Annotated in this window: 14 protein-coding genes; 2 read left to right on the forward strand and 12 right to left on the reverse strand. The window is 52.3% G+C overall.

The window, feature by feature from the left end; genetic code table 11:
• Positions 1-10: 10 nt before the first annotated feature.
• Positions 11-2,437, reverse strand: a complete 2,427-nt coding sequence (locus tag FHS90_RS06135; protein WP_182512378.1) for a WD40/YVTN/BNR-like repeat-containing protein — start codon at positions 2,435-2,437, stop codon at positions 11-13.
• A 410-nt stretch (positions 2,438-2,847) separates the two neighbouring features.
• Positions 2,848-3,213 carry a hypothetical protein gene (locus FHS90_RS06140; protein WP_066838737.1) on the reverse strand — a complete coding sequence of 122 codons (366 nt, stop codon included), beginning with the start codon at positions 3,211-3,213 and terminating at the stop codon, positions 2,848-2,850.
• Between the two features lie 1,661 nt (positions 3,214-4,874).
• Between FHS90_RS06140 and FHS90_RS06145 the strand changes: the two genes are divergently transcribed.
• Together FHS90_RS06145 and FHS90_RS06150 are read left to right on the forward strand one after the other, a co-directional pair.
• Complete coding sequence (locus tag FHS90_RS06145; RefSeq protein WP_066838731.1) at positions 4,875-5,564, forward strand: hypothetical protein; 690 nt, start codon at positions 4,875-4,877, stop codon at positions 5,562-5,564.
• A gap of 84 nt (positions 5,565-5,648) precedes the next feature.
• Positions 5,649-6,338, forward strand: coding sequence for a DUF4625 domain-containing protein (locus FHS90_RS06150; protein WP_182512379.1), 690 nt, complete (start codon positions 5,649-5,651; stop codon positions 6,336-6,338).
• A 358-nt stretch (positions 6,339-6,696) separates the two neighbouring features.
• Here FHS90_RS06150 and FHS90_RS06155 read toward each other — a convergent pair whose 3' ends face one another.
• From FHS90_RS06155 to FHS90_RS06200, 10 genes are all read right to left on the reverse strand, one after another.
• Complete coding sequence (locus FHS90_RS06155; protein WP_161947797.1) at positions 6,697-9,315, reverse strand: PAS domain-containing sensor histidine kinase; 2,619 nt, start codon at positions 9,313-9,315, stop codon at positions 6,697-6,699.
• A gap of 936 nt (positions 9,316-10,251) precedes the next feature.
• Positions 10,252-11,898 (reverse strand): alkaline phosphatase PafA, encoded by a 1,647-nt coding sequence (gene pafA, locus FHS90_RS06160; protein ID WP_182512380.1) that lies wholly within the window; start codon positions 11,896-11,898, stop codon positions 10,252-10,254.
• 311 nt (positions 11,899-12,209) lie between these two features.
• Positions 12,210-13,202, reverse strand: coding sequence for a glycerophosphodiester phosphodiesterase family protein (locus tag FHS90_RS06165; protein ID WP_182512381.1), 993 nt, complete (start codon positions 13,200-13,202; stop codon positions 12,210-12,212).
• 375 nt (positions 13,203-13,577) lie between these two features.
• Positions 13,578-14,177 (reverse strand): histidine phosphatase family protein, encoded by a 600-nt coding sequence (locus tag FHS90_RS06170; protein ID WP_182512382.1) that lies wholly within the window; start codon positions 14,175-14,177, stop codon positions 13,578-13,580.
• Positions 14,170-15,627 carry an FGGY-family carbohydrate kinase gene (locus tag FHS90_RS06175; RefSeq protein WP_182512383.1) on the reverse strand — a complete coding sequence of 486 codons (1,458 nt, stop codon included), beginning with the start codon at positions 15,625-15,627 and terminating at the stop codon, positions 14,170-14,172. The genes FHS90_RS06170 and FHS90_RS06175 overlap by 8 nt, the downstream gene beginning before the upstream one ends.
• Positions 15,624-17,084 (reverse strand): FGGY-family carbohydrate kinase, encoded by a 1,461-nt coding sequence (locus FHS90_RS06180; protein ID WP_182512384.1) that lies wholly within the window; start codon positions 17,082-17,084, stop codon positions 15,624-15,626. The genes FHS90_RS06175 and FHS90_RS06180 overlap by 4 nt, the downstream gene beginning before the upstream one ends.
• A gap of 6 nt (positions 17,085-17,090) precedes the next feature.
• Positions 17,091-18,092 carry a 2-hydroxyacid dehydrogenase gene (locus tag FHS90_RS06185; protein WP_182512385.1) on the reverse strand — a complete coding sequence of 334 codons (1,002 nt, stop codon included), beginning with the start codon at positions 18,090-18,092 and terminating at the stop codon, positions 17,091-17,093.
• A gap of 76 nt (positions 18,093-18,168) precedes the next feature.
• Positions 18,169-19,485: an MFS transporter gene (locus tag FHS90_RS06190; RefSeq protein WP_182512386.1), complete on the reverse strand. Its 1,317-nt coding sequence runs from the start codon at positions 19,483-19,485 to the stop codon at positions 18,169-18,171.
• 39 nt (positions 19,486-19,524) lie between these two features.
• Positions 19,525-20,865, reverse strand: coding sequence for an alkaline phosphatase family protein (locus FHS90_RS06195; RefSeq protein ID WP_182512387.1), 1,341 nt, complete (start codon positions 20,863-20,865; stop codon positions 19,525-19,527).
• 484 nt (positions 20,866-21,349) lie between these two features.
• A complete protein-coding gene (locus FHS90_RS06200; protein WP_182512388.1) occupies positions 21,350-22,261 on the reverse strand; it encodes an endonuclease/exonuclease/phosphatase family protein in 912 nt (303 codons plus the stop codon).
• Positions 22,262-22,386: the final 125 nt, after the last annotated feature.

Genomic DNA, 22,386 nt, shown 5'->3' on the forward strand with positions numbered 1-22,386 from the left:
GCATTACGGATTACCTCATGGTCACTGGTAGGTCTGGTGTGCTGGTATGTAGCAGTGCAAAGTTATCTCCTTCAAAACCGCCATGGGCGTAGTCTGTAAAGTTGAGCGACAGGTAAAAGGCATTCTCTACGGGCACCGGGGCATTGAACGTGGTGGACATGGAGGTTTTATCCACCTTTACCTCTTTGTACCACACGTCTTTTCGGCCCAGTTTACGGCTGGGCAGTCCATCAGCTCCTATGTCAAACACATTGAACTCGGCCACGTTGGGCGACTGGCTGTTCACCTCTCCTGTGTGGTAGCTCACCACGCCTACTACCGCTGCCTTGCCCGAGACCTCAAACCGCTCCGCAAATTCCTCAATGTAGCTGTTTCCCATTCCGGTGAACTGGTAATCAGTCTCCCACCACTCTTTGGCTTTCACCACCGAGTCTTGCAGGGCAATGGTAGAAGCAAAGTTGCGGAGGGTATGCTGCTCAGGTTGTAAGGTGAGGGTGAAAGGGGCTGGACTCTGGTCATTGGCACCCGTGGCATTGTCTGTGAAGCGGTAAACAGCGCCGTTGCGGCCCACGGCCCACCCGTGGTTCAGGTCAGTAAAGGAATGCGCGTACGTGCGGTTGTCTACCTCGGTTTCAGTCCAGGTGTGACCGCCATCGGTGGTAGAGAGAATGGTGCCGTGGCTGTCTCTGCGACCAGTTACCCAACCGCGGTGCGGGCTGGTGAAATGCACGTCAAAGAAATGCGAGACAAAGGCAGGCGGAATGATTTGCAGCCTCCAGGTCTGGCCTCCGTCTATGGTTTTCAGCACGTAATCATGGTCACCCACCGCCCAGCCGTGTTGGGCATCTGTAAAGTGTACCGCGTTCAAGGGTCTGAGGGTGCCGCTGGGTTGGCGGGTCCAGGTCTGGCCGCCATCAATAGATTTGGCAATCACGCCGTTCCGGCCTACGGCCCAACCTGTTGTTTCATTCAAAAAGAAAACACCGTTGTACAGCATGCCCGCTATCCCAAGCGTTTCTGTATGGGCGCGCCAGGTGGTACCGTCATAGCGAAGAATGGTGCCCGCGCTCCCCACCGCCCAGCCTTTGGGCGGAGAAGTACTGCCTGCCGCCCGCTTTAAAAAGAAGACATGGTGTAGGCTGTACTCAGTGCCCTGCGGGTGTGCGGGAAGGGTTTGGGTTTGCCAATTCTGGCCGCCGTCTGCGGTAGCCAGAAGCGCATTGGGGTTTGAAGCCACCACCCAGCCATGCTGGTCATCGGCGAAGGCAACTTTTTTGAAATTGGCTTTGTCCAGAGGGGCAGGCAGGTTAATGTTTTCCCATGTCTCGCCGCCGTTCTGGGTCCGGATGAGGGTGCCCGCGTCACCCACAGCCCAACCGTGGGTCTGGTTCAGGAAGGTTACCCCCATGAGGTTGTGGTAAAGAAAAGCCTGCCGTTTGTTCTGCCAAGTATCGCCGCCGTCTGTGCTTACATACACGGTGTTGGGCGTCATGATGGACAAGGCGATGACCGTTCGGCCATCGGGGGAGACGTCTAAGTATTGGAGATGCTGACCAGGCTGGTCCAGCACTTTGGCCCAGGTTTGGCCGCCGTTGGTGGTTTTGTAAATGTACTGCTGTGCGTCTACCAGAAACCCTACCGTGGCACTTTGAAACTGCATCTGCGTGAAGTTCAGGTTAGGGTTTTGGAGAATATCTTCCGGTAGGGCTGTGATGGTCCAGGTTTGGCCGCCATTGGTGGTGTGCAGAAGCGCCTTGTTGTCGTGGTCCAGTACCCATCCGGTTACGGCATCAATGAAGCTGACGTGGTAGAAGCCGTTACTGCCAGAGGCGTGAACGGGATAGGTAAGGTTTTGCCAGGTGCGGCCACCGTCTACTGTTTTCATGATGGAATTGAGCCCCACCAGATAACCCGTTTGCCCCGCCATGACCAGATCGCTGGCCCACAGGCCTTCGGGGGTATCGGCTTCCGCCCAGGTTTGCCCTTGGTTTTGGGTGTGGTACAGCTTTACTACCCCCTCGTCATAGGTCATCACCAAACCAGATTGCTCACTTATCACCCGCACAAACTGCGGGTAACCCTTGACGGGCGTGGGCAGCGGAGCCCAGGTTTGGCCGCCGTTCTGGGTCTGGTGCAGCTGGCCCGCTTCATTGACGGTCCAGCCGGTAGTGGCATTGAGGAAATGGGAAACCGTGAAATCTACCTCTGCGGGAACATTGGCTGGTAACCAGGTTTGGCCTGAGTTGAGGGAATACAGCGCTATTTTGGGATAGCCCGTGACAAACAGGTGTTGGGCCGAAAGCGCAAAAACCTTGCTGTACTGGTCTGGTTCCCGGCCCCGCTGGTGCTGCCACGTTTGGGCAAATGTTAAAAAAGGAAGTGTGAGGAAATGGAAAAGCAATAGGGGGAAGATGGTTTTGTAGACTATCGGTCTCATGCGTAGCTGAAGTGAATATTCTGGAAATCAATGAAGTAAGTTCCATCTGCTGGTGCTGCATTTTCTGTTTTAGGGCTGTTTTCCGGAAAACAGCCCTAAAACAGAAAATGCAGCACCAGCAGATGGAAGAGGCACGAGAATGTGCTATTCTCTGTGCCGGAATGCCGTATTTACTTTGAGGGCAGGTGAATTTTTGTACGCCTTAGGGATGGTCCCATTCTATGAACCCTTCCTTTGGGACCGCCAGATTTCTCTTGCATCACAAATTGTGCTGCAAGCGGAAACTGGCCGGTGCCGTTCTTGTAAAAAAGTGGCGAACGAATAGGAACCTTACCGCCTGTTGGACAGAAAAGAATGCGCGCAGCCTATCAAGGCAGGAACTGCCTCACAGAATCTACTTGAGAAAAAAGTTATACTTGGGGAGGTGGGGTAGGAATGGCAATGTCCAGTAAAGGGACTTCTTGCTGATAAAGCATGCTGACCTCAGGCGAAGATTCAGCTGTAAGGAGTTCCGGTACAGAAACCGCTTGGGGTTGCATAAAGTCATACACCGGAGAAACCGTTGCCTGCGCCACGGCTTTGGTGCTTTTCTGCTGGATTTCTACTGAATTGGAGATAGTACAGATAGCAGAAAGGTCAGGTGTTTCTGAGCAGTGGTGCAACTCACTGGCCTGGTGGTACAGGCCGTGCAAGGCAGGCAGCAACACCCGCATGCCCAGCAGTAGCTGCAGGAGCATGATGATGGGGATGGCACGGAACACCTTTCTTTTTACCACAACAGAGAGTTCTTATGAGCAGCAACAATGCGTAAAGATAAACGGGTTGGTTTTTTAGAAGCAAATAAATCTAATAATATATTTAGCCGCTAGTTCTTTGTAACAAGCCACTTAGTGCCAGGCATTCAATAGTAGAGCAGTTTATTCGTTCTAAGATAGGCAAGGTGAATTAGAAAATTGGGTCATAACCTCCTTCGTTTCATGCCTTCCTGCTTTAGGGGCTTCCTGCTTTCACCAGCTTTCTACTGCTTCTCTTCTGCCAGCGATTGGTTGGTGCCGGATGCTGCAGATTTGGTACTTCATGATCATGAACAACCAGAAGCTGTTTCATAAATGAAATGAGCTAATCTACTATTCTGTTTTTGGCTTGTTTTCTGAAAAACAGCTCAAAAACAACCGTAAAGCCCCAGAGTATGCCTCAGGTTGTCAAGCTAATAAGAGCTTTAGACTAAATTTAATACTCCTGAACAGGGTGCTTTATCAAAACAAGTTATACTTTTGCGGCGCATCATCTGCGTCAAAGCATCAACAGAAAGTAAATTGGGGAGAAAGCAATCATACCGGTACATGTGCATTTTGGCGCTGCAGGCTCTGCTGTTGTTCAGGGTGGCTGTGCCAGCTTTCCATACCCTCTTGCACGGCCTGGAAGAACCCGCTACCCAAACCTCGGCACTTTGTTCCCTGTCTAAAGCTGCCGCTGAACGGGAAGAACCCAGGCAAGCCGCTCCTCTGACAAAGTCACTTTTGGCAGACATGTTACCAACGCACCTGGAGGAATATACCTTCCATAGTCTGGTAATGGAAGACCCGGTACTTCCTCTTTTTTATGGTATTCATTGGAGCAACAGCTCCTTGCCCATTTTTACACCTCCTCCCCAAGCGTAAGTTTCCTCTTCCTCCAATAGAGGCAGGCTGTGTTGTTTCCATTTCCTTGGGAGCAGTAATTCCTGTGCTTTCCTTTCTTGCCCAGAGGTTGAGATTCATACCTGTGTTCAGAAGCAGCATGGACCCTTTAAGTAAACTTCGGGCCAGCTGTTTCACCTTTTCAATTTAGCGTCCATTTCCGGTTGCGAAAGCCACCAGGAGAGGTGTTTCTGTAGTTTCCTTCCCTTTCTTGCTTAACAGGTCGTGGTGACCGTTGCTCCCCGCCCTGGATTTAAACATCTGAGGATAGCAATGTGGCATGCCCTAAGAAAGGTGAAGAGTTTGGCAGATTTTTCATGCGTAAAAGTAGACAGCAGACTTTTCTTAGAGGAGGTTGGCTGGCCGGGATTTTATTGCTGGCCAGCCTGAGCGGACCCCTGCACGGGTTGGTGGTGGACCACCCCAAAAAACATCATCCTACCGCCAAAGCCTTTTCTGCCACACTAGACCATTGTGCGCTGTGCCATTTCCAAGTGGATGGGGATTGGCCAGGTGCGCCCTGGCTTGGCGTTGTTCCTATTTGCCATAAGCCGCAATGGCGGTGGCACACTGTGTCTCGCTTTGTGGGCGATGCTCCTTCCATACTATATCTAAGGGGGCCTCCTTCGCCTTCTGTACCATGCCTAGCCACAGACCATTGGCTGTTAGCTAGCCCCAATTGTTGACTGTACCAGCCAGTCAGTTTCTATTAATTTTTGAAAATCAATTGTGCCCCTGTGCACTAGACAAGTTATATCATGACCCCATCATATTTAAAGCAATTCCTTTTTTTACTGGTAGTCTTACTCACTTTTACCGCCTGCGGCGATGAGGACGAGGAGGTGAAACCCTCTGAGAAACCATTTGTCATTACTGACCATTTTGTGGCGGGCACCATCACACCGCAAAGCAATTCCTACACCAGCGTCTTTTTTATCTCGCTGCTGGAGAACAACAAAGCGGTGTTTATGGGCACGGGAAACAATCTCACAGGTGACTATACCCTCACCAAAGATTCCCTGATCGTCACCATCTCTGACCCCAACAATTACCGCATCGCCAAGTTCAAGCTCAATGAGAAACGCGAGGTAACCTGGGCCTACTACAAAGCCCTCACCATGGAATACAAAGCCACGGGAAACCTGTTGCCGCTGGCCAAGGAAAATCAATTGGCGGGCAAAACCTTCAAAGGCGAGGAGTTTAAAATGGGGCCTGTGAGCAACCGCCCTAACCTGATGTACAAGTTCAACGCGCAAGGTACGGCCTTTGGCACTGGAGTAGATGCAGCCGCCCTGGATGCCAATGCAAATGCTGTGGAACTCCTCAATAACAGCGCGTTCCGCTACAAAAGTGGCAGCACCACGGAGATTGGCTTCGTGAACGGCAATCAGCTGACTGTGTTCAGGTCCAGCGGCCTGTTCTACTACGGAAACTACACTCAACAATAAGTTAAGACACCAGAAGACATGAAAAATCTAAAGAATACACTTTCTCAACCTGTTGCAGCATTTACAAAAGCTTTGTTTGTGCTGTTGTTTACTTCATTATTGGTTTCCTGCGGAGACGATGACGAAGATGTGGTGCCTGTCGCTAAACCCACCATCACTGAACTGGAAGTAGGTGCGGCCAACAACAAAACCGCTCATCCCGGTATGGATTTCCACCTGGAAGCCACCATTGAGGCCCCTGGCAAAATCCGTGACATCAAGGTGCAGATTACGCCTACCAATTCAGGCAGCGGCTGGACGTTTGTGAAAACCTATACAGGTTACTATGCCGGGTTGAAAAACACCTCTTTCCATGAGCACCTGACGGTTCCTGCAGACGCCGCCGTCAAAGGCTATGACCTCCTCATAATTGTCACAGATGAGCTGGGAAACCGCACCGAATCTTTGTCTACCTTCAACGTGGTCAAAGACGCCACGCTGCCTACCGTGACAAGTCTGAAAATGGAGCCCAGCACGGCGGGAACGCAGGTGAACGTGACAGGTACCGTAAACGCGCCCAACAAAATTGCCACCATTACGGTGCAGGTGCAATCCTCGGCCTGGACCCGGGACTTTACCTTGTCAGACGCTGAATCAGTAGGGAAAACCACCTACGCCCTCAGCAAAAGCATAGATATTTCTGCGGCACCCGCCGGGCATTACCACGTCAACCTGAAACTCACTGACCAGGCGGGTAAAGCCATCACGTACCAGGTGCATTTTGATAAGAAATAGTGCCTGATGAATCAGAATTGATGAGCTTTGGCTATTCGCCAAGATAAGAATGCTTTTAGGGCGGCAACGCTGCTAGTTTAGAAGTTTAAGCTCCTCAAAGGCTAAGTGTCTACCTGTTGTTTTCGGCCTGTTTTCCCAAAAACAGGCCGAAAACAGAACAGGAACATCCTGCTTTACTAAACGTCATTCTAAGGAGAGGCTTCCCTTGGAATGTGCAGGAATATCATCCTTCGGAATGAAAAAATCATCCTCCTGTTAAAGGTAAGGAGAGGAACCCTTCTTTCCTGTTTTCGGCCTGTTTTTGAAAAAACAGGCCGAAAACAGAACGGATACTGGGGGCAGATCAGAAAACACGTACCTACAACGGCTTCTGATTTTCCTGGGAATGGGGCACTTCCAGCTCAATGCTGAAGGTGGTGCCTTGGTTTACTTCGCTTTCGGCCTGTATTTTTCCACCCAATGCCTCTACCTGGGATTTCACCATGTACAGGCCAATTCCTTTCCCGTCTGTATGAAAGTGAAACCGCTTGTATAGCCCAAACAGCTTGTCTTTCTGGCCCACCAGATCAATGCCCAGTCCGTTGTCTGTGAACGTGAGGTGGAGCCGTGCCTGAGAGACGGTGCTTTTTATCTGGATTACGGGCGGCACATGGGGCTGCCGGTATTTAATGCTGTTGGAAATAAGGTTGTAGAAGATGCTGTGGAGGTAGCTCCTCAGGGAAAGGACCTCTTCTGCCGCGGTGAAATCAGTAAGAATTTGTACCTTTTCTTTGGAGATGACAGTAGAGAGCATGGCCTTTATATCCTCTACCAGCTGAGGCAGGTTCACCACCTCTTTTTTCTCATTTACCTCCTGCCGTACCTGCAGGATCTCATTCAGGTCTTTGATTACGCTATCCAGTTTGTTCACAGATGTCTGCAGGCCGTGCATGGCCTTCGGGGTGTCAGCAGGGGCTATGCTCTGGGAAGTAAGCAAATTGGAAAGCCCCATGATGTTGGCCACCGGCGCCCTGAGGTTATGCGAAACAATATAGGCAAACTGCTCCAGGTCTTTATTGCGCTGCAGCAGGTCTGCGGTAATCTGGTCTTTTTCCAGCTGTGCTGCCCGCTCTTTGGTAACATCATGTATGATCCCGGTCAGTTTGATTACTTCATGTGGGGCCGTGATGGTGGCCTTCAGTTCGTTATAGAGGTACCTGATGTCTCCGTTTTTACGCACAATACGGCAATAAAATGAGTTTTTGGTTTTGTGCAGGGTAGAGTACAGGGCTTGGGTAGCATGCTCCAGATCCTCTGGGTGGATAAAACTCAGGAAGTTCTCCAGCCCGGCATTGGTCTGTGAGGGGGTGGTGCCCAGGATTCGGTAAAATTCATCAGACCACATGTCTTCTGTGGTTTGAAAGTTATACTCCCAGCTGCCCAGCTGTGACAGGGCCTGGGCGTCTTTGAGCAGGTTGGTGCTTTGCTCCAATTCCTGCATGGCCAGCAGCAGGGCCTCTTCATTCTTCTTTTTGTCTGTGATATCCTGCCTGATGGCCAGATACTGTCTGGGCTTGCCCTGCTCGTTGAGGATGGGTACAATGGTGGTGGCGGTCCAGTAGAAGGTGCCGTCTTTCCGCTTGTTTTTTATCTCGCCTTTCCAGATGCTGCCAGAGGCAATGGTTCGCCAAAGTCCTGTAAAAAACTCCCTGGAGTGGTGGCCAGAATTGATGAGGCGGTGGTTCTGGCCTATCAACTCTTGGGCGGTGTACTGTGAAATCTGGCAGAAATTATCATTCACATAGGTAATGGTGCCTTTCTGGTCAGTCACGGCCACAATAGAAGACTGGTCCAGCGCGTATTTATAGTCTTCAATCTCTTTAATGTGTGCCTGTACGTCCTGCTGAAGGGAGCTGTTGAGCTGCTGGATTAACTTTTGTGCATTCTTAGATTCTGTGATGTCTACAAAGGCCGTGAGCAGGCATTCTTTCCCGCTCAGATGGACCAGGTCGCCGTGTAAAGAGACTGTACGCACCTCCCCTGACTTGTTCCTGACCTGTAACTCAAGCGACCGGATTGCTTTTTTGGTTTGGAGCTCCCTAATGATGCTGGCGCGGTCTTCAGGGGAGAGCCATAGATTTAGGTCAAGGCTGGACTTGCCAATTAGCTCCTCTCTGGTGAAACCAGAGAACTGAAGGTAGTTATCATTCACCTCTAAGAAATTACCGGTTACCATCTCTGAGATCACCTTCATAATAGGGCTCTTGTAGAAGACCTGGGAAAACAGGAGTTCGCTTTCCTTTGATTTCTCCTGTGCCAGAATAAGGTCTGTGATATCTGTAAAGGCGAACAATAAGCAAGGTTTGTTGTGCAGATGTACTTTGTCCAGATGGAAGGAGAGGTGCCGGATATTGCCGTCTTTATCCCTTGCCTGCACCAGGAAATTCCGCACCTGCCCGTTCTCCTCCAGTTGCTGAATCATCTGTTCCCGCTGCTCAGGGAAAACAAAAATATTGAACTGAGCAGCGGTGCCGCCTAGGGCCTGTTCTCTGGTGTGGCCAAAAAATCTAAGGGAGCTTTCATTGGTGTCTACTAACTGCCTGGTCTCCATATCAACCAGAGACAGCATGATGGGGCTTTGGTAGAACAGGCTGGAGAAGATCTGTTTTTGCTCCTCAAGGCTCTGCTCTGCCTTGCTTCTGCTGATCAGGGCTTTTCTGATCATCAAAAAGCTGCCAATAAAAAAGAGGAGCATGAGTACAGAAAATACCTGGAAGATGGCGAGCGTATTTTCATTTTTGTCTGTGTTGGCCTGGTCATTCAGTTGCAGGCTTTCCCGTTCCTTCTCCTCAATTGTCTGTGCATAGTACCTGATAGAGTCCATGGCGGTAGAAGTCTGAGGATATGCGGCAACAGCGCCCCCAGACTTTTTGCCGGGGCGAAAGAAACGGGTAGCCAGGGCTAGGTACTGGTGGTTTAATGAAATGAGCCGGCGCATGTACAACGCTTCTGCCCTGTCTTGAACCTGTATTCTCTGCAGCTGTTGCAGGTTTTCCTGATGTTGCGAAAGTGCCTGCTCAAACTGGGCCAGATGCTCTGGTTGCTGGGCCGCAGCAAACTTCAGCCTGCCCTCTTCAATTTCATGTAAATTCTGGTAAAGGGACTCTACCGTTTTTAAAACTTGTAAAGAGGCGGTTTCTCTTTTGCTAAGAGAGTAGGTTGACTTAAGGTCTCTATAAACTAACGCGGTAAAAAAAGTGATGCAGAGAAAAGCAACCGAAAAAACCCAAAACACCCAAAAAAGGGTTCGTTTAATGTGCATTACTCACCAAATAGAATAAAAGCTTAAATACAATATGAATCAAAACGCTGCCAGGAAGATGGTGTGATTATTAAAAAAATTAAATAACATGCTAACTAATAGTAGCTTAAAGATAAGGATTTATGTTTCTAAGATCAAAAATTGAGATATTATTAATGCGTTTTATCATGGTGTTACTTGGCTAAGTTCTATTTAGTAATTGAGAAAGAAGGAGACCGAAGATGGTAATAAATATAGTATTTTACAAATATGTTTATCCGCGCAGCATTTTTCTGGACCTGCCGTGGGGGCTGTTCTCTCTTAGAGTAGGAGGCTGGGTTGTATTTTTCAGAATAGGGTAAGCCCGTCTCCTCCTGACATACTTCATGGCTGGTGACGCTGTATCTACAAGGAACTAAAGGGCTTTTTATTTCCGGTAAAGCCGGTGATGGTAGTAGAGACGCCTGGGGTTGGTGCAGTCCAGTGACGTGTATGACGAGGACGGTATTGACCACATCAAAATGATAAAGCCAACTGGGGAGTAGCCACAAAAAGAAGGGTGCGTTTAGGGGCTGTTTTCTGAAAAACAGCCCCTAAACGCACCCTCGGTCTAAATACTCTAGTATTAGGCGTTTACTTCACCACCGCCGTGATAGGCTTGCCCACGGTGCCGTTAGGCGTCTGAATGTGCAGCAGGGCTGCTAGGGTAGGTGCCACATCGGTCATGTAAGTAGGTATATTGGTGCTGCCCGCTTTAATGTTCCAGCCCATGAACAGGAGCGGCAGGTGGGTGTCATAGGGGTTCCAGGCGCCGTGGCTGGCTCCGGTTTTAGAGGTGGTGGCCACGTAACCGGGTTTCAGGAGAATCTGGATGCTGCCGGTGCGTTTGGGGTTGTAGCTGTTGGCAATCTGCTCTCTAATGGTAAATGGCACCAAATGCGCGTTGGCGATGCCCATGTCTACGGCATACATCACCTCGGGCTCCATCTGCAGCTTGGCAACCACGGCTTTTTTAATGAGGTCAATGTCCAGTTTCTTGGCGGCTATCTGGTCCCAGTCAAAGTGCACCTGGTAGCTGGACATGGAGCGCACCAGATTCTCGGCCCCGAAGGTGGAAGCCAGCATTTTGTTCAGCTCGGCCTGCACAGGCTTGGAGTTCCAGTTGCCGCCGTTCAGCTTGTTTTCCTGCGAGTAGCCAATGGCGTGGCCTACGCCGTGGTCAGCGGTGAGGAACACCAGGTACTGCCCTTTGCCTACTTTGCTGTCCAGGAACTTGAAGAACTTAGCCAGATCCTGATCCAGGCGCAGATAGGTGTCTTCAATCTCAATGGAGTTTGGCCCGAACATGTGGCCCACGTAGTCTGTGGAGGCGCAGTTGATGGTCAGGAAATCGGTGGCCTCACCCTGGCCCATGTTGTAACCGTTCACGGCTGCCGAAGCGAAGTCCAGAATGAAGGTATTGCCGTGGGGCGTGGTCCGGAAAGCGTCTTTTTTCTTGGCGTAGGCCGCGGGTAAGTTATGCGGGAAAGTAGTGGTGGTTTCGCCGGGCAGGCGGCCCTCATAGGCTTTGGCGTCTTCGTCGCTGTTTTTGTAGGTGTTGATGGGGTACAGCGTCTGCCAAGGTTGTTTCATGAACTCGGCGGCGCGCTGCTGCTTGTTAAAGTTCTGCACCCACTCCGGCAGCGTAGGCATGTAGAACGTGCTGGTGATAAAGTTACCCGACTCATCATCGAACCAAAAAGCTCCGTTGGCCATGTGCCCGGCGGGCAGAATAGAGGCGCGGTCTTTCAGCGAAACGCCCACCACCTTAGACTGCTTGTTGGTGGCAATGCGCAGCTCGTCGGTGATGGTAGAGGCCAGCAGGTTGCGCGGCGACATCTGCCCTTCAGTGGCGCCGGCGCTGCCCACGGTCTGCACGGTGTTGTCTTCGGTGCAATACACGGTCTTGCCGGTTAATTGGTCAACCCAGCTGTTGCCGGTAATGCCATGGATGCCGGGCACCGAGCCGGTGTAAATAGACGAGTGGCCTACGGCCGTGGCCGAGGGCAGGTAGTTGATGTAGTGGTTCTCACAGGAGAAACCTTCGCGCAGCAGGCGCTTGAAACCGTCTTTGCCGTAGCGGTCATTGAAGCGGTACAGGTAGTCCCAGCGCATTTGGTCAATGACAATGCCCACCACCAGTTTGGGCCGGTCTACTTTGTCTTTGCTGGCTTTGGGGGCGGAGGTGGCCTGGTAACCCAGGTGCAGGAGAAGGGTGAAGAATACTACAAATTTTCTCATGAGGGAATTCATTCAAGAGGGTGTTGGCCTGTCTGTTAGGAGGCAGATGAAGAGCTTAACTTTAAATTTTTTAAAAGTAAGGACAAAATAGTAAAGAATTGAAGCAAGTGAGAACAATATGAAAGGATAATTGTAAGCAAATGGCTGTGGAGTCACCACGGCGAATGCTTTGCCCTAAACTTTCTGACCCGAGGTAGTCACGCCAATTCCTGTTTAGGGGCCGTTTTTCTGAAAACAGCTCAAAAACAGGAATTGGCGTGGAGGAACATCAGAACTGAAATCGGCCGGAAGGCCATTCTTTAAGAGCGGGATTATTGCCGCACCATGGCGCTTTTCTCTTTCTTGGGACCTCTGTTGAAGAATTTGGCTTTCACGCTTTTGGGCGGAAGCAGGGTTTGGATGGCCGCGGCCGCTTCTATGGGCAAATCAGATTCCAGCACATCGGCCCCGGCTTTGAACACATCCTGGTAAGCCTTTTGGCGGGCAGCGGGGTCGGGGAGTTTGTCATAGGTAGGCGCCGCCGAGACCATGCACATCACGCCGCGGGCGTGCAGCAGGTCAATGACTTCCTTCGTTTCGGGTTTTACCTCGGGCCCCACGTAGGCCATGATGCTGCTCCACGGCACGCCCGCTTTCTCGTAAGACTCCAGCTCTTTCTTCGTCTTCACAAACGCCGACATCATGATGCCCTCTATCTGCTCATAGTAGTATTTGGCCTGCTTGGCGTTGTGCACGGTGACCATGACGTGGGCGGCGGCGTTGTGCTCCTTTATCTTTTTCACGGTCATGGCCAGCGGCACGTCTTTTTTGTCAAGGTTCACCACGGTTTTGCCTTTGCTCCATTTAATAACCTCGTCCAGGGTGGGGATGCCGAATTCGGTCACGTTGCCTTCCACGTCTTTGAGTTTGAGTTTCTGTAGTTCTGCGTAGGTGTAATCAGAGACTTTGCCGGTGCCGGTGGTGGTGCGGTCCAGGGTAGCGTCATGCATGAGCACAATCACGCTGTCTTTGGTGAGGCGCGGGTCAATCTCAAAGAAGGCGGGCGTGTGCCGCAGCGTCTCCTCAAACGAGGGAATGGAATTCTCCGGGAAACCTTTCACAATGCTGCCCCGGTGTCCGCTCAAAATGGGCACGTCTTTGCCCGTGTACTTGAAAAACTGGTGCAGCTCTTTGGTGTTCTTGAGGTGGAGATTCTGCAAAGGCTCTTTTTGCTGCGCCAGGCTGGGGTTACCCAACAGCAGAAGCGCGAGGCCTGCCCCAACGGCAGAAACTTGAAGGCGAAAAGATGGCTTGAATAATCGCATAAAGGTCTGGGGTTAGACGGTAAGGTAAGAAAGATGCCAAGAAGACTTCACCTCTCTGGCAGATTTGACTAGAAGATGAATTCCTGCCGAGTTGCGTTTAGGGGCTGTTTTCTGAAAAACAGCCCCTAAACGCTACTGGTGAAAATTCTAGCCGGTAAGCTGTTTTGAATTCTCTGTTGTTCTCTCATTTGCAGCCATTCACGTGTGCGCTATGGGTGGCCGAATTTCTGATTAGCGGCTGTTTTTCTGAAAATAGCCCCGAAACGTGATCACAAGCCGACACTTGCCCCAGAATGGGTTTAGAGGCTATTTTTTGAAAAACGGCCCCTAAACGTAACGGATGGGTTGTGCCGCCAGCGGCCGTAGGCAAGCCAGCTACAGTTTGCTGTTGAGGTGCACCAGGGAAAGCTCGCCCGCGGCATCCAGTTCAAACATGGTCACCGAAGAATTGTCAATCACGAACTTGCGGTAATTGCGCACGGGCATGCCCAGCTTGTAGGCCAGGTAAAAGCGGTTCACGCCATTATGGGCCACCGTGAGCACGTTCCCTGAGGGGTGTTTCTTCACCAGCGATAGATAGAAATCCTCCACTCGGGCAATGACCTCACCTGCCGTTTCGCCGGTGCCGCCTGCTTTGGTCTGCATAGGGTCCTGGCACCAGTCCTGCCAAAGCGCTTCGTTCTCCGGGATGAACTCTTCCTTGCGTTTTCCTTCCCATAACCCGAAATCAGCTTCAATGAGGCGTTCATCTGTGGTCACGGGGAGATCGCCACTGGCCAATTGCGCCGTTTTATAGGCCCGCTCCAGCGGCGAAGAGTACACCGCATCAAACGTCACGTTCTGGAGTTGGGCGGCGGCGAGTTGGGCTTGCTCCAGGCCTTTGGGGGTAAGCGGTAAATCAGTGCGGCCACAGTACCGGTTGCCGTCGGCGTTCCAGGCGGTCTGGCCGTGGCGCAGTAAATAAACGTTAAGCATATTGGTGATCAGTGATGTATCCTTTCTCCTGCAAGATGCGCAAAAATTCGGCGTAACTTTTGGCGTAGGCCTGGCTCAGGGCAGGAGTAGGATGGATTTCTTTTTCTATTTGGGTTAAGGTTTGGGTGGCTTCTTCAATGGAGGTGAAATGCGTTTTAGACGCGGCCAGAATGGCGGCCCCCACGGCCCCGGTCACGTGCCGCATCTTGTAAATGGGCAGGTTGAGCACGTTGCTCCGGATGGTAAGCCAGGCCTCGCTGTTGCTGGCGCCGCCGGCGGTGTACACGGCCTTCACCTCTTCACCGGAAAGCTGCTGAATAAGGTCAAACGCATATTTCTCCACGTAGGCCACGCCTTCCATGTTCGCCACAAACCGCTCTGCCCTTGACAAACCTTCCGGCTCAAAGCTGCGGGCCTGCGGCGCGATGAACGGGAACCGCTCGCCCTGCTGCCGCAAAGGGTAGGCCAAATGCCCCGAAGGAATGATGGCCGCAGCTTGTTCGTTCAACTCGGCTAAATCTTCTTGAAACTCTTTGGTCACCCAGTCGGCGCCGGTGTTGCTGGCCCCGCCCGGCATCCAGTAACCTTCGGGGTGACGGTGGCTATAGAGCCGGTCTTCGGGGTCTTTGATTTGCTGCCGGGTCACGCCTTTTACCACTAAAGTAGTCCCGATGGTGGTGTTCCAGTCGCCCAATTTCACGGCTCCGGAGGCCACCTGCGAGGCGCAGCCGTCGGTCATGCCCGCCACCACCTGTAGAGTAGGAGAAAGACCCAGTTCTTCGGCCAGGGCCGAGTCTAACGTACCAATGGGCGTACCAGAAGGAACCACGGCAGGCAGCCATTCTTTTTGCAGCGGCAGTTGCTCATGAATATAGGCTGGCCAGAAACCTTCCTGCACGTCATAGCCAGATTTGAGGGCGTTGGTATAATCGGTCACAGCCCAAACGCCGCTCAGTTGACCAATGATAAAGTCTGTGGCATGTATCCAGTGGGCTATTTTTGGGGCCTTTTCCGGAAATTGGCCCGAAAACCAGACCATTTTAGACAAGCCGCTGGAAGCGTTGAACCCGGTATAGCCGCTGGGGTGATAGGCCTCGGCTACGCTTTTGCAAAGTTTCCCTTCCGCCGCAGAGCGGCCGTCGCTGTACATGAGGGCATTGTGCAGGGGTTGGTGCCGGGCATCTAAGGGAATCACCGTGCCGGACGTTGACGTCACCGACACTGCTTTGATGTGTGCCAGGTTTATTTGGCCGTTTATCTCCGCTAGTAAAGCTTTTAGCGAACGCTTGCAAGCGGCCCACCACTCCGTAGGCGACTGTTCTTCTCTGGACTGGTTGCTGAGCGGGAAGGCCTCTTCTGAGCTGCCCAGTTGGCTTCCGGCCACGTTCAGCAGCACCACGCGGGCACCCTGGGTGCCAATGTCGATGCCTAAAAAGTATGGGGCGGTCATACTACCGCCTCCTCACAAATGTGTTTGAATGTTTGGCGCGTCCGTTTCCACTCTTCATAAAGAGCAAGGTAACGGCTGTCTTCCTGTGGTTCTACCACCAGAGGCGGGGCCGGTACATAGTTAGACTCCCCTAAGGCTTCATTGCAGATGAGCGCACCACCTACTACGGTGGCCTGGCGGTAGTTTTCGCGCAGATAGACTTTCTTGTGGAGTAGATCGGCTATGAACTGGCGCAGCAGTTGGCTCTGGAACCCGCCCCCGCAGGCCCACACGTATTCCTGTTCCACCGCTGAGATGTCATGCAGCGAGTGGAAGTTCTCCTTGATGCTGCAGGCAATATCCCACAAGGTGGCCCACACAAAGTGCGCCCGGGTTAACGTGTGAGTTACCGGAGCCGGAAAGATGAAGCCGCCTTTGGTGATGGGACCTTTCTCATCGGCTAACAGAGAGCCCAGAGAGGCCACACAGCAAGCTTCCTGTACCTGAGCCAGCTCCTGTTCAATAACCTCGTAGCTTTCATTAGGATAGAAAACCTCTTTCAGACGCTGGTAGTTGAGGCCGGTGACCCCCGCGTTGGTTTCCACGGCAAGAGTATGTTCGTCAATGTGCCGGTTGGTCCAGGAGCGCTCGCGCACATCGGTGATGTACTCATTCACCAGCTTAAAGATGGGGGTAGTGGTGCCGGAGACAATGACTACATCGTCTAGTGCGGGTTGCGTGCCTTTTACGGCCAATTGGGTATCGGCGCCGCCGATGATGACCTGCGCCTCCGGCGAAATCTGGAAAGCCGCCGCCGCCGCTGGGGTAATAGTGCCCAACACGGTGCCCGAGTCTCCCAATGGAGAAAGCAGCGTAGGGTCCAGGTCAAAGATGGCGCACAGCTCAGGAGACCAGGATTTGCGGGCCACATCATAGAGCAGCGTCTCAGAGGCTTGGGAATGTTCATAGCGCGCCACGCCGCTGAGCATGTACTGCGTCCAGTCACTGATGCTCAAAAACGTGCGGGTCTGCTCCCAGAGCTCCGGCCGCCGCTCCCGTACACCTACCAGCTTCAACGCTGAGAACAGCGAAGTTGGGTAACGACCCGCTAGCTCATAAATGTAGCTTTTATCCTGCATGATGAAGTCCCACTCACGGCCCCGGTGGTCAATGTTGGGCAGCCCAATGAGAGAGCCGCCGTCATGGCCAATCAGGACAATGCCCTCGCGCTGGCTGGTGGCCGTGACGGCTTTTACCTCTACATCCGGCGCATTTTCTAGGGCGGTTATAGCCAGCTTGGTAATGACGCTCCACAAGCGGTTGGGATCAAAGAAGATGGAGTTGGGGTACAGCGCATCGGTCTGGTAGGGCATGTTGTCCCGCTCTACGCTCAGCACTTCGCCGTTTTTGGCAGCCACGGCCACGCGTACGTTTCCCGTGCCAATGTCTACAATAATAAATGCTTCCTGTGCAGCCATGTTTGCTTAGCTTTTAACGGCCAGTATTTCTTTGTTTGCCAATTGCTTAATGTTCTTGTCCTCCTTGATGAACCAGGCCACCAGCGCGTCATTCATAATATAGGCATGATGGTCTTCCACCTCAAACGTGGCCCCGGCAATGTGCGGGGTGGCCAGTACGTGCGGGTGGTGAATGATTTTATAGTCAACTTCATCTGGGGGCTCATGGTCAAACACGTCCAGTATGGCGCCTTTGATGCGGTTGTTCTCCAGGGCGTCTAGCAGAGCCTCCCGTTTCACCACCATCGCCCGGGCGGTATTCACGAAGATAGCATCTGGTTTCATGAGCGAAATAAGGCTTTCATCTATCATACCTGTGGTTTGGGGGGTAACCGGTAAATGCACGGACACAATATCGCTGGAAGCGAAGACTTCTTCCAAACTTACTTTCTGGTAATCTGGGTCCGGTGACTCAGTATAAGGGTCATAGAACTGGATGGTGCAGGGGAAGCACTTCACCATGTTGGCAATGCGCTGGCCAATGGCCCCGAAGCCGACCATGCCAATGGTTTTTCCGGCCAGTTCGCTGCCTTTAAACTGTAGGTAAGACGTATGTGCCCCGGCTTCCCAGTTTTCGCCCTCCAGCCAGGCGCAGCCGGCTATGGTATTCCGCATGAAGGTGATCACGTTGGCCACGAACATTTCGGCTACGGCCTGGGCGTTGCGGGCGGGAGTATGGAACACCGGAATATCATTTTCAGTGGCGGTCTCAACGGCCACGTTAGAAGGGGTGCCGCGGCAGACGCCTATAAATTGCAAGTCTGGATATGCGTTGATGACTTCCTTGGTGACATGGTCATGCTCGGTGATGAGCGCGTCGGCTTGGGTTTCCTCTAGCAGACCAATGAGTTCTTCTTCGTTATAAGCGCGGCCATGCGGTTTCCAGGGGCGGTAGATGACTTCGCCAAAGGTTTCCTGCAACACTTGCTGTGCTTTCTCGTGGTAAGGGGCGGTTATTAAAATTCTCATAAGCGTAGTTTAAGTCTCTAATGAATGGTTCTGGAAAGGCCGGCTGGGGGAAGGCGAACCTGCCTGGGGTGAGGGTTTATATGATGACCGATGGGTTTAATTCTTTTTCCTCCTGCCGTATGGGAGCCGCTTCTTCTTTGACCAGATGGGCGGTTTTGGCATTGTCTGGTAAGGTGATGAACTTGGTAAGCACTGCGCTGAGCAGATAGAGGCCAGCCAGAATCCAGACCACTCCTTCGGCCCCGGCTACGCCAATGAACACGCCTACAATGGCCGGGCCCAGAAACACGGGTAACCCAGCGCCTAGATTGAGGATAGCCATGGCGGCGCCTTTGTCTTTCTTTACCAGGGAAGGCACCAGCGCCGAGAGAGGTACGTACCCGGCCAGTAAAGCGCCCCAGAGCACACCGGCCAGCATTACTGCCCAGAAATTACTGCCCATGAGCTGCGGCGCGTAGTAAAACAGTAGGGTGGAAATGGCGCAGCCCACGCCGCCAAACCACATCACGGTGTTGCGCCAGCCCAATTGGTCGCCCACAAACCCGAAGATGAGGTTAAAAGCGATGTTGGCGGTGAAAATGGTGCCCCAGATTTGCAGCCATTCTGTGGTAGAAAAGCCATGTGCCGCCATGTAGGTGGGCAGGAAAACCGGGAAGGCAAATTGCGCCGTGGTGTTAATAACGCGCACCAGTCCGCCTAACAGTACTTTGGGCTCTTCTTTCACAATGGTGAGACCTTTCATGAGTTCCTGGGCTTTGGCCCCGGCGTTGGTATGGCTGGCTTTGAATTTATCTCGGTTCAGGACTAGCGCGAACAAACCGCCCACCAGTACCCAGAAGATAGAGCTCCACATGGTGTTGATATAGCCCAGTTCCTGAATGGCCCAGCTGGAGTAATAAGCGCCCAGTACGTTTAAGCCGCCCGTAAATACAAACCAGAACCAGCCCACGGCCCGGCCCAGTTTCTGCTGCGGACTGCGGTAGGTGATCCAGACCAGAAATGAGTAGGCAAACAGCGGGTACCCAAAGCCGCGCAGGGCGTAGGTGAACAGCATCATGGGGAAGTTCAGGTCAGTCATGCCGTAGCCTACAAACCCGATGGTGCCCGCAATGTAAAGGAGCAAGCCCCAGGCCATGGTTTTCTTAGCGCCATAGCCTTCGGCCAACACCCCGGAGAACCAAGACGAGATAGCGATGGTGACGCCATACACCGTAAACAAAGACGCCGATTGCTGGATAGACATGCCGTGCTCCAGCAGGTACGGGCTCAGCCATCCCTGTTCCAGGCCATCGCCCATCATGAAAATCAAAATACCTAAGTACCCCCATCTCAATTGGCTCGGGATGCCGGCTTTGTCCAGGAGGGAGTTGCCTGCTGTTGAATGGTTTTGCATGTCTTTTCTGTTTAGGCTTACGGATTGATTTACTTCTATTTATTTAAGCGTAATAATTCCGGGATACAGCATGCCTTCTGCGGCGGGGAGTTGCAGGCCCAGTAGTTTGGCGGCCAGCGGGGCAATGTCTACCAGTTCCATCTCTGAGATGACCTGGCCTTTCTTAAAACCGGCCCCATACCCTATAAAGCCGGTTTGGATGTCTGGGAAATCTGGGAAGTAGCCGTGCGTGCCGCCCTGTGAAGAAGTGAAGGCCTGGCTGGTGTGGGAGTTCCCGAAGGAGATGCCAGGTACGGGAGCTAATGCCAGAACCGCGTTAGGATCGGCCCCGGCTTGGAGTAGTTCTTGCCGGCTCAGCACCCTGAACAGCTTCTGCTGGCTTTGGGGCAACGCCGCTAATATCTGCCGCACCTGCTGCAGGGTCTTCTTGTCGTTCTTGTCTTTTAAGTGAAGAAAGGTGGAGCCACTCGCCGATTTGAACTGGGCTTTCCAGTCATCTTTCTTGAGGTCTTTGATCAGTCCGGCCTTGGCCAGCCACACGTTGGGATTGATGTTGGTGTGGCGGTCCACAAAGCCGTGGTCCCCGGTTACAATTACCGCCGTCTGGTTTTTGATTCCGGCCTTTTCCAATGACTCCAGAATGAACCGGATGGCATGGTCTGCCCCGGCTACTGCTTTTCTGACGTTTTCGCCGTGGCGGCCCTGGGCATGTTCCGCGTGGTCTACCGCCGCCAGGTGCACGGTGGTGAAGTTGGGTTTGTATTTCCTGAGCAAGTAACCGGCCATGCGGGCCACGTTGTCATCCATGCTCAGGTAATCTTTGTCCAGGTTGAAGTCGTGAGCTTCCAGCTTTCCGGTGGCATTCTGCTCCAGTTCTGCCCAGAGACCGGGTGTGCCGTTCTTGGCCGTAATCTCCCGCCGGTCTGAGTTGCCGATGGGCCAAATATCTGGGATGTTGTAATCTATGGGGGCGCCCGCTGTTACCGGCCAGAGCACGGAGGCCGAGGTGAGGTTGGCTTGTCGTAATGCATCCCAGATGGTGGGGCTTTTGATGGCGCTGTACTCCCAGTACCACTTGCCGGTGGCACCCTGGGGCTCAAAAGGGTCATTGTAGTAGATGCCGTGTTTGGCGGGTTTTACTCCGGTTACCAGCGTGGTGTGTGACGGAAACGTAACCGTGGGGAAAACCCCGTTCACCCCTTTGGCATGCACGCCACCGGCCGTCATCTGTTGCAGGGTCACCGCTCCCCAGGAGGGATCCAGGTAAAAGTCTGGCCGGAAACCGTCAATGGTAATCAATACCACGTGCTTGGCGCCCTGCCCTAAGGCGTGGAGGCAGAAAGAGGCAGCAAACAGGACCGTGAAGATGAATGGTTTCATGTGACAGGGGTGGAGGTCAGGAAATAGCAATGGCAAGGATATTTCTCTCTTCAAGCTTTCTGCCTGAGTATGCCTTCGCGTTGCCGGGTTGTCAAACTTTTACTGGTAAGGCTTTTCTTTTCTAAAATTTGATGAAGTAGTAGTGTAGGACGTGGGTTATTCAAATAAATGAAATTTAATTAAATTAAACAAAAGTAAAGTATATGTAAATTAACTTAAGTGAGAAAATTAAATCTTGAAAGCGAATTACAAGGCGAAAAGCTTTGAGTAGAGCAGTTGTTAAGAGCATAGGGGCAATAAAGTGCTGTGGTAAGGGAAGACGCACTAGGTAGATAGGCCGGGCATACTTTCAATAGAAGTCAATCTGGGGTAGCGGCAATTCCAGATTCAGGGATCAGGCTTTATGTGTTAAGTGATTCAAACCAGGTATGCCTGAATGTTAGCCAATTATGCTCAGCGCCTTTTATCCGCTTGGCTATATGGGTTATAAAAGAATATCGGCGGAGACGAAATAGTGGTCGCTGGGGAACTGCCCTTTGATCTTGTCTTTGATGATGGTTGACGCCAAGGCTTTCACCGGGCCTTTGGTATAAATGAAGTCAATCTTCTTGCTGTTTTTTTTGGCTTCTTCGCTTTGGAAGCCGTGCGCCGTCACGCCTGGTTCGGTTGGGCCATTTACCTCGGTGTAGGAGTCCTTCCAGTTAGCTTCTCTGATGGCATTGTGCAGGGTGTTGTCCATGCCTGCGTTGAAATCGCCGGCAAGGAGTTGGGGGAAATTGGCGGGATATTGGGCAGCTTCCTCCAGGAGTAGCTTCGTCTGCTTTTCCCGGGCTTCCTGTGCCTTGTGGTCCAGGTGGGTGTTCACTACCCTGAATTCCTTGCCCGTTTTCTTTTCCCGGAGCCGTACCCAACTGGCATTGCGGGCGCGCGCCGTGTTCCAGGAGAGGCTGCCGCCCAGAAGCGGTGTCTCTGACAGCCAGAAGGTGCCACCAGTGATCAGTTCATAGCGGGCGGTGGAAAACAGAATTGGGTTTTTGGCGATGCCGTGGTAGCCCGTGGGGGTTGCATCCATCTCAGGTCCGTCAAACCCGAAGAGCTGGTGCCCGGAGAAAGCCTTTCTGAAGTCATCAGACTGCACTTTTATCACTTCCTGCAGGCAGAGAATGTCAGGTTTGTGGTTTTTAATGACCTGCAGGCAAATGTCGCGGCGCTGGGGCCAGCCCACGCCTTTGGCCTCGTCCTCGGGCAGGGCTACCCTTATGTTGCAACACAGCACTCGGTGCGTATTGCTGCTCTTCTTTTCTACTGCGGGTGCCAATGCCCAGCTCAATTGGCTCAACCAAGGGGCGAGGGCGGCTAAGCTGGCGCCTTTCAAAAAGGTTCTTCTGGAGGTCATAAAGTGAGAAGCTGTTACTGGGGAAAGTCTTGTGTATTTTGCGTTTTAGGCCTGTTTTTCCTAAAACAGGCCTAAAACGCAAGGTGAGGTAATGGGAAAAGTACTCCTTGAAGGAAATGAAAGCT

Origin of the sequence: Rufibacter ruber, from assembly GCF_014138425.1 — a bacterium.
Taxonomy (GTDB): domain Bacteria; phylum Bacteroidota; class Bacteroidia; order Cytophagales; family Hymenobacteraceae; genus Nibribacter; species Nibribacter ruber_C.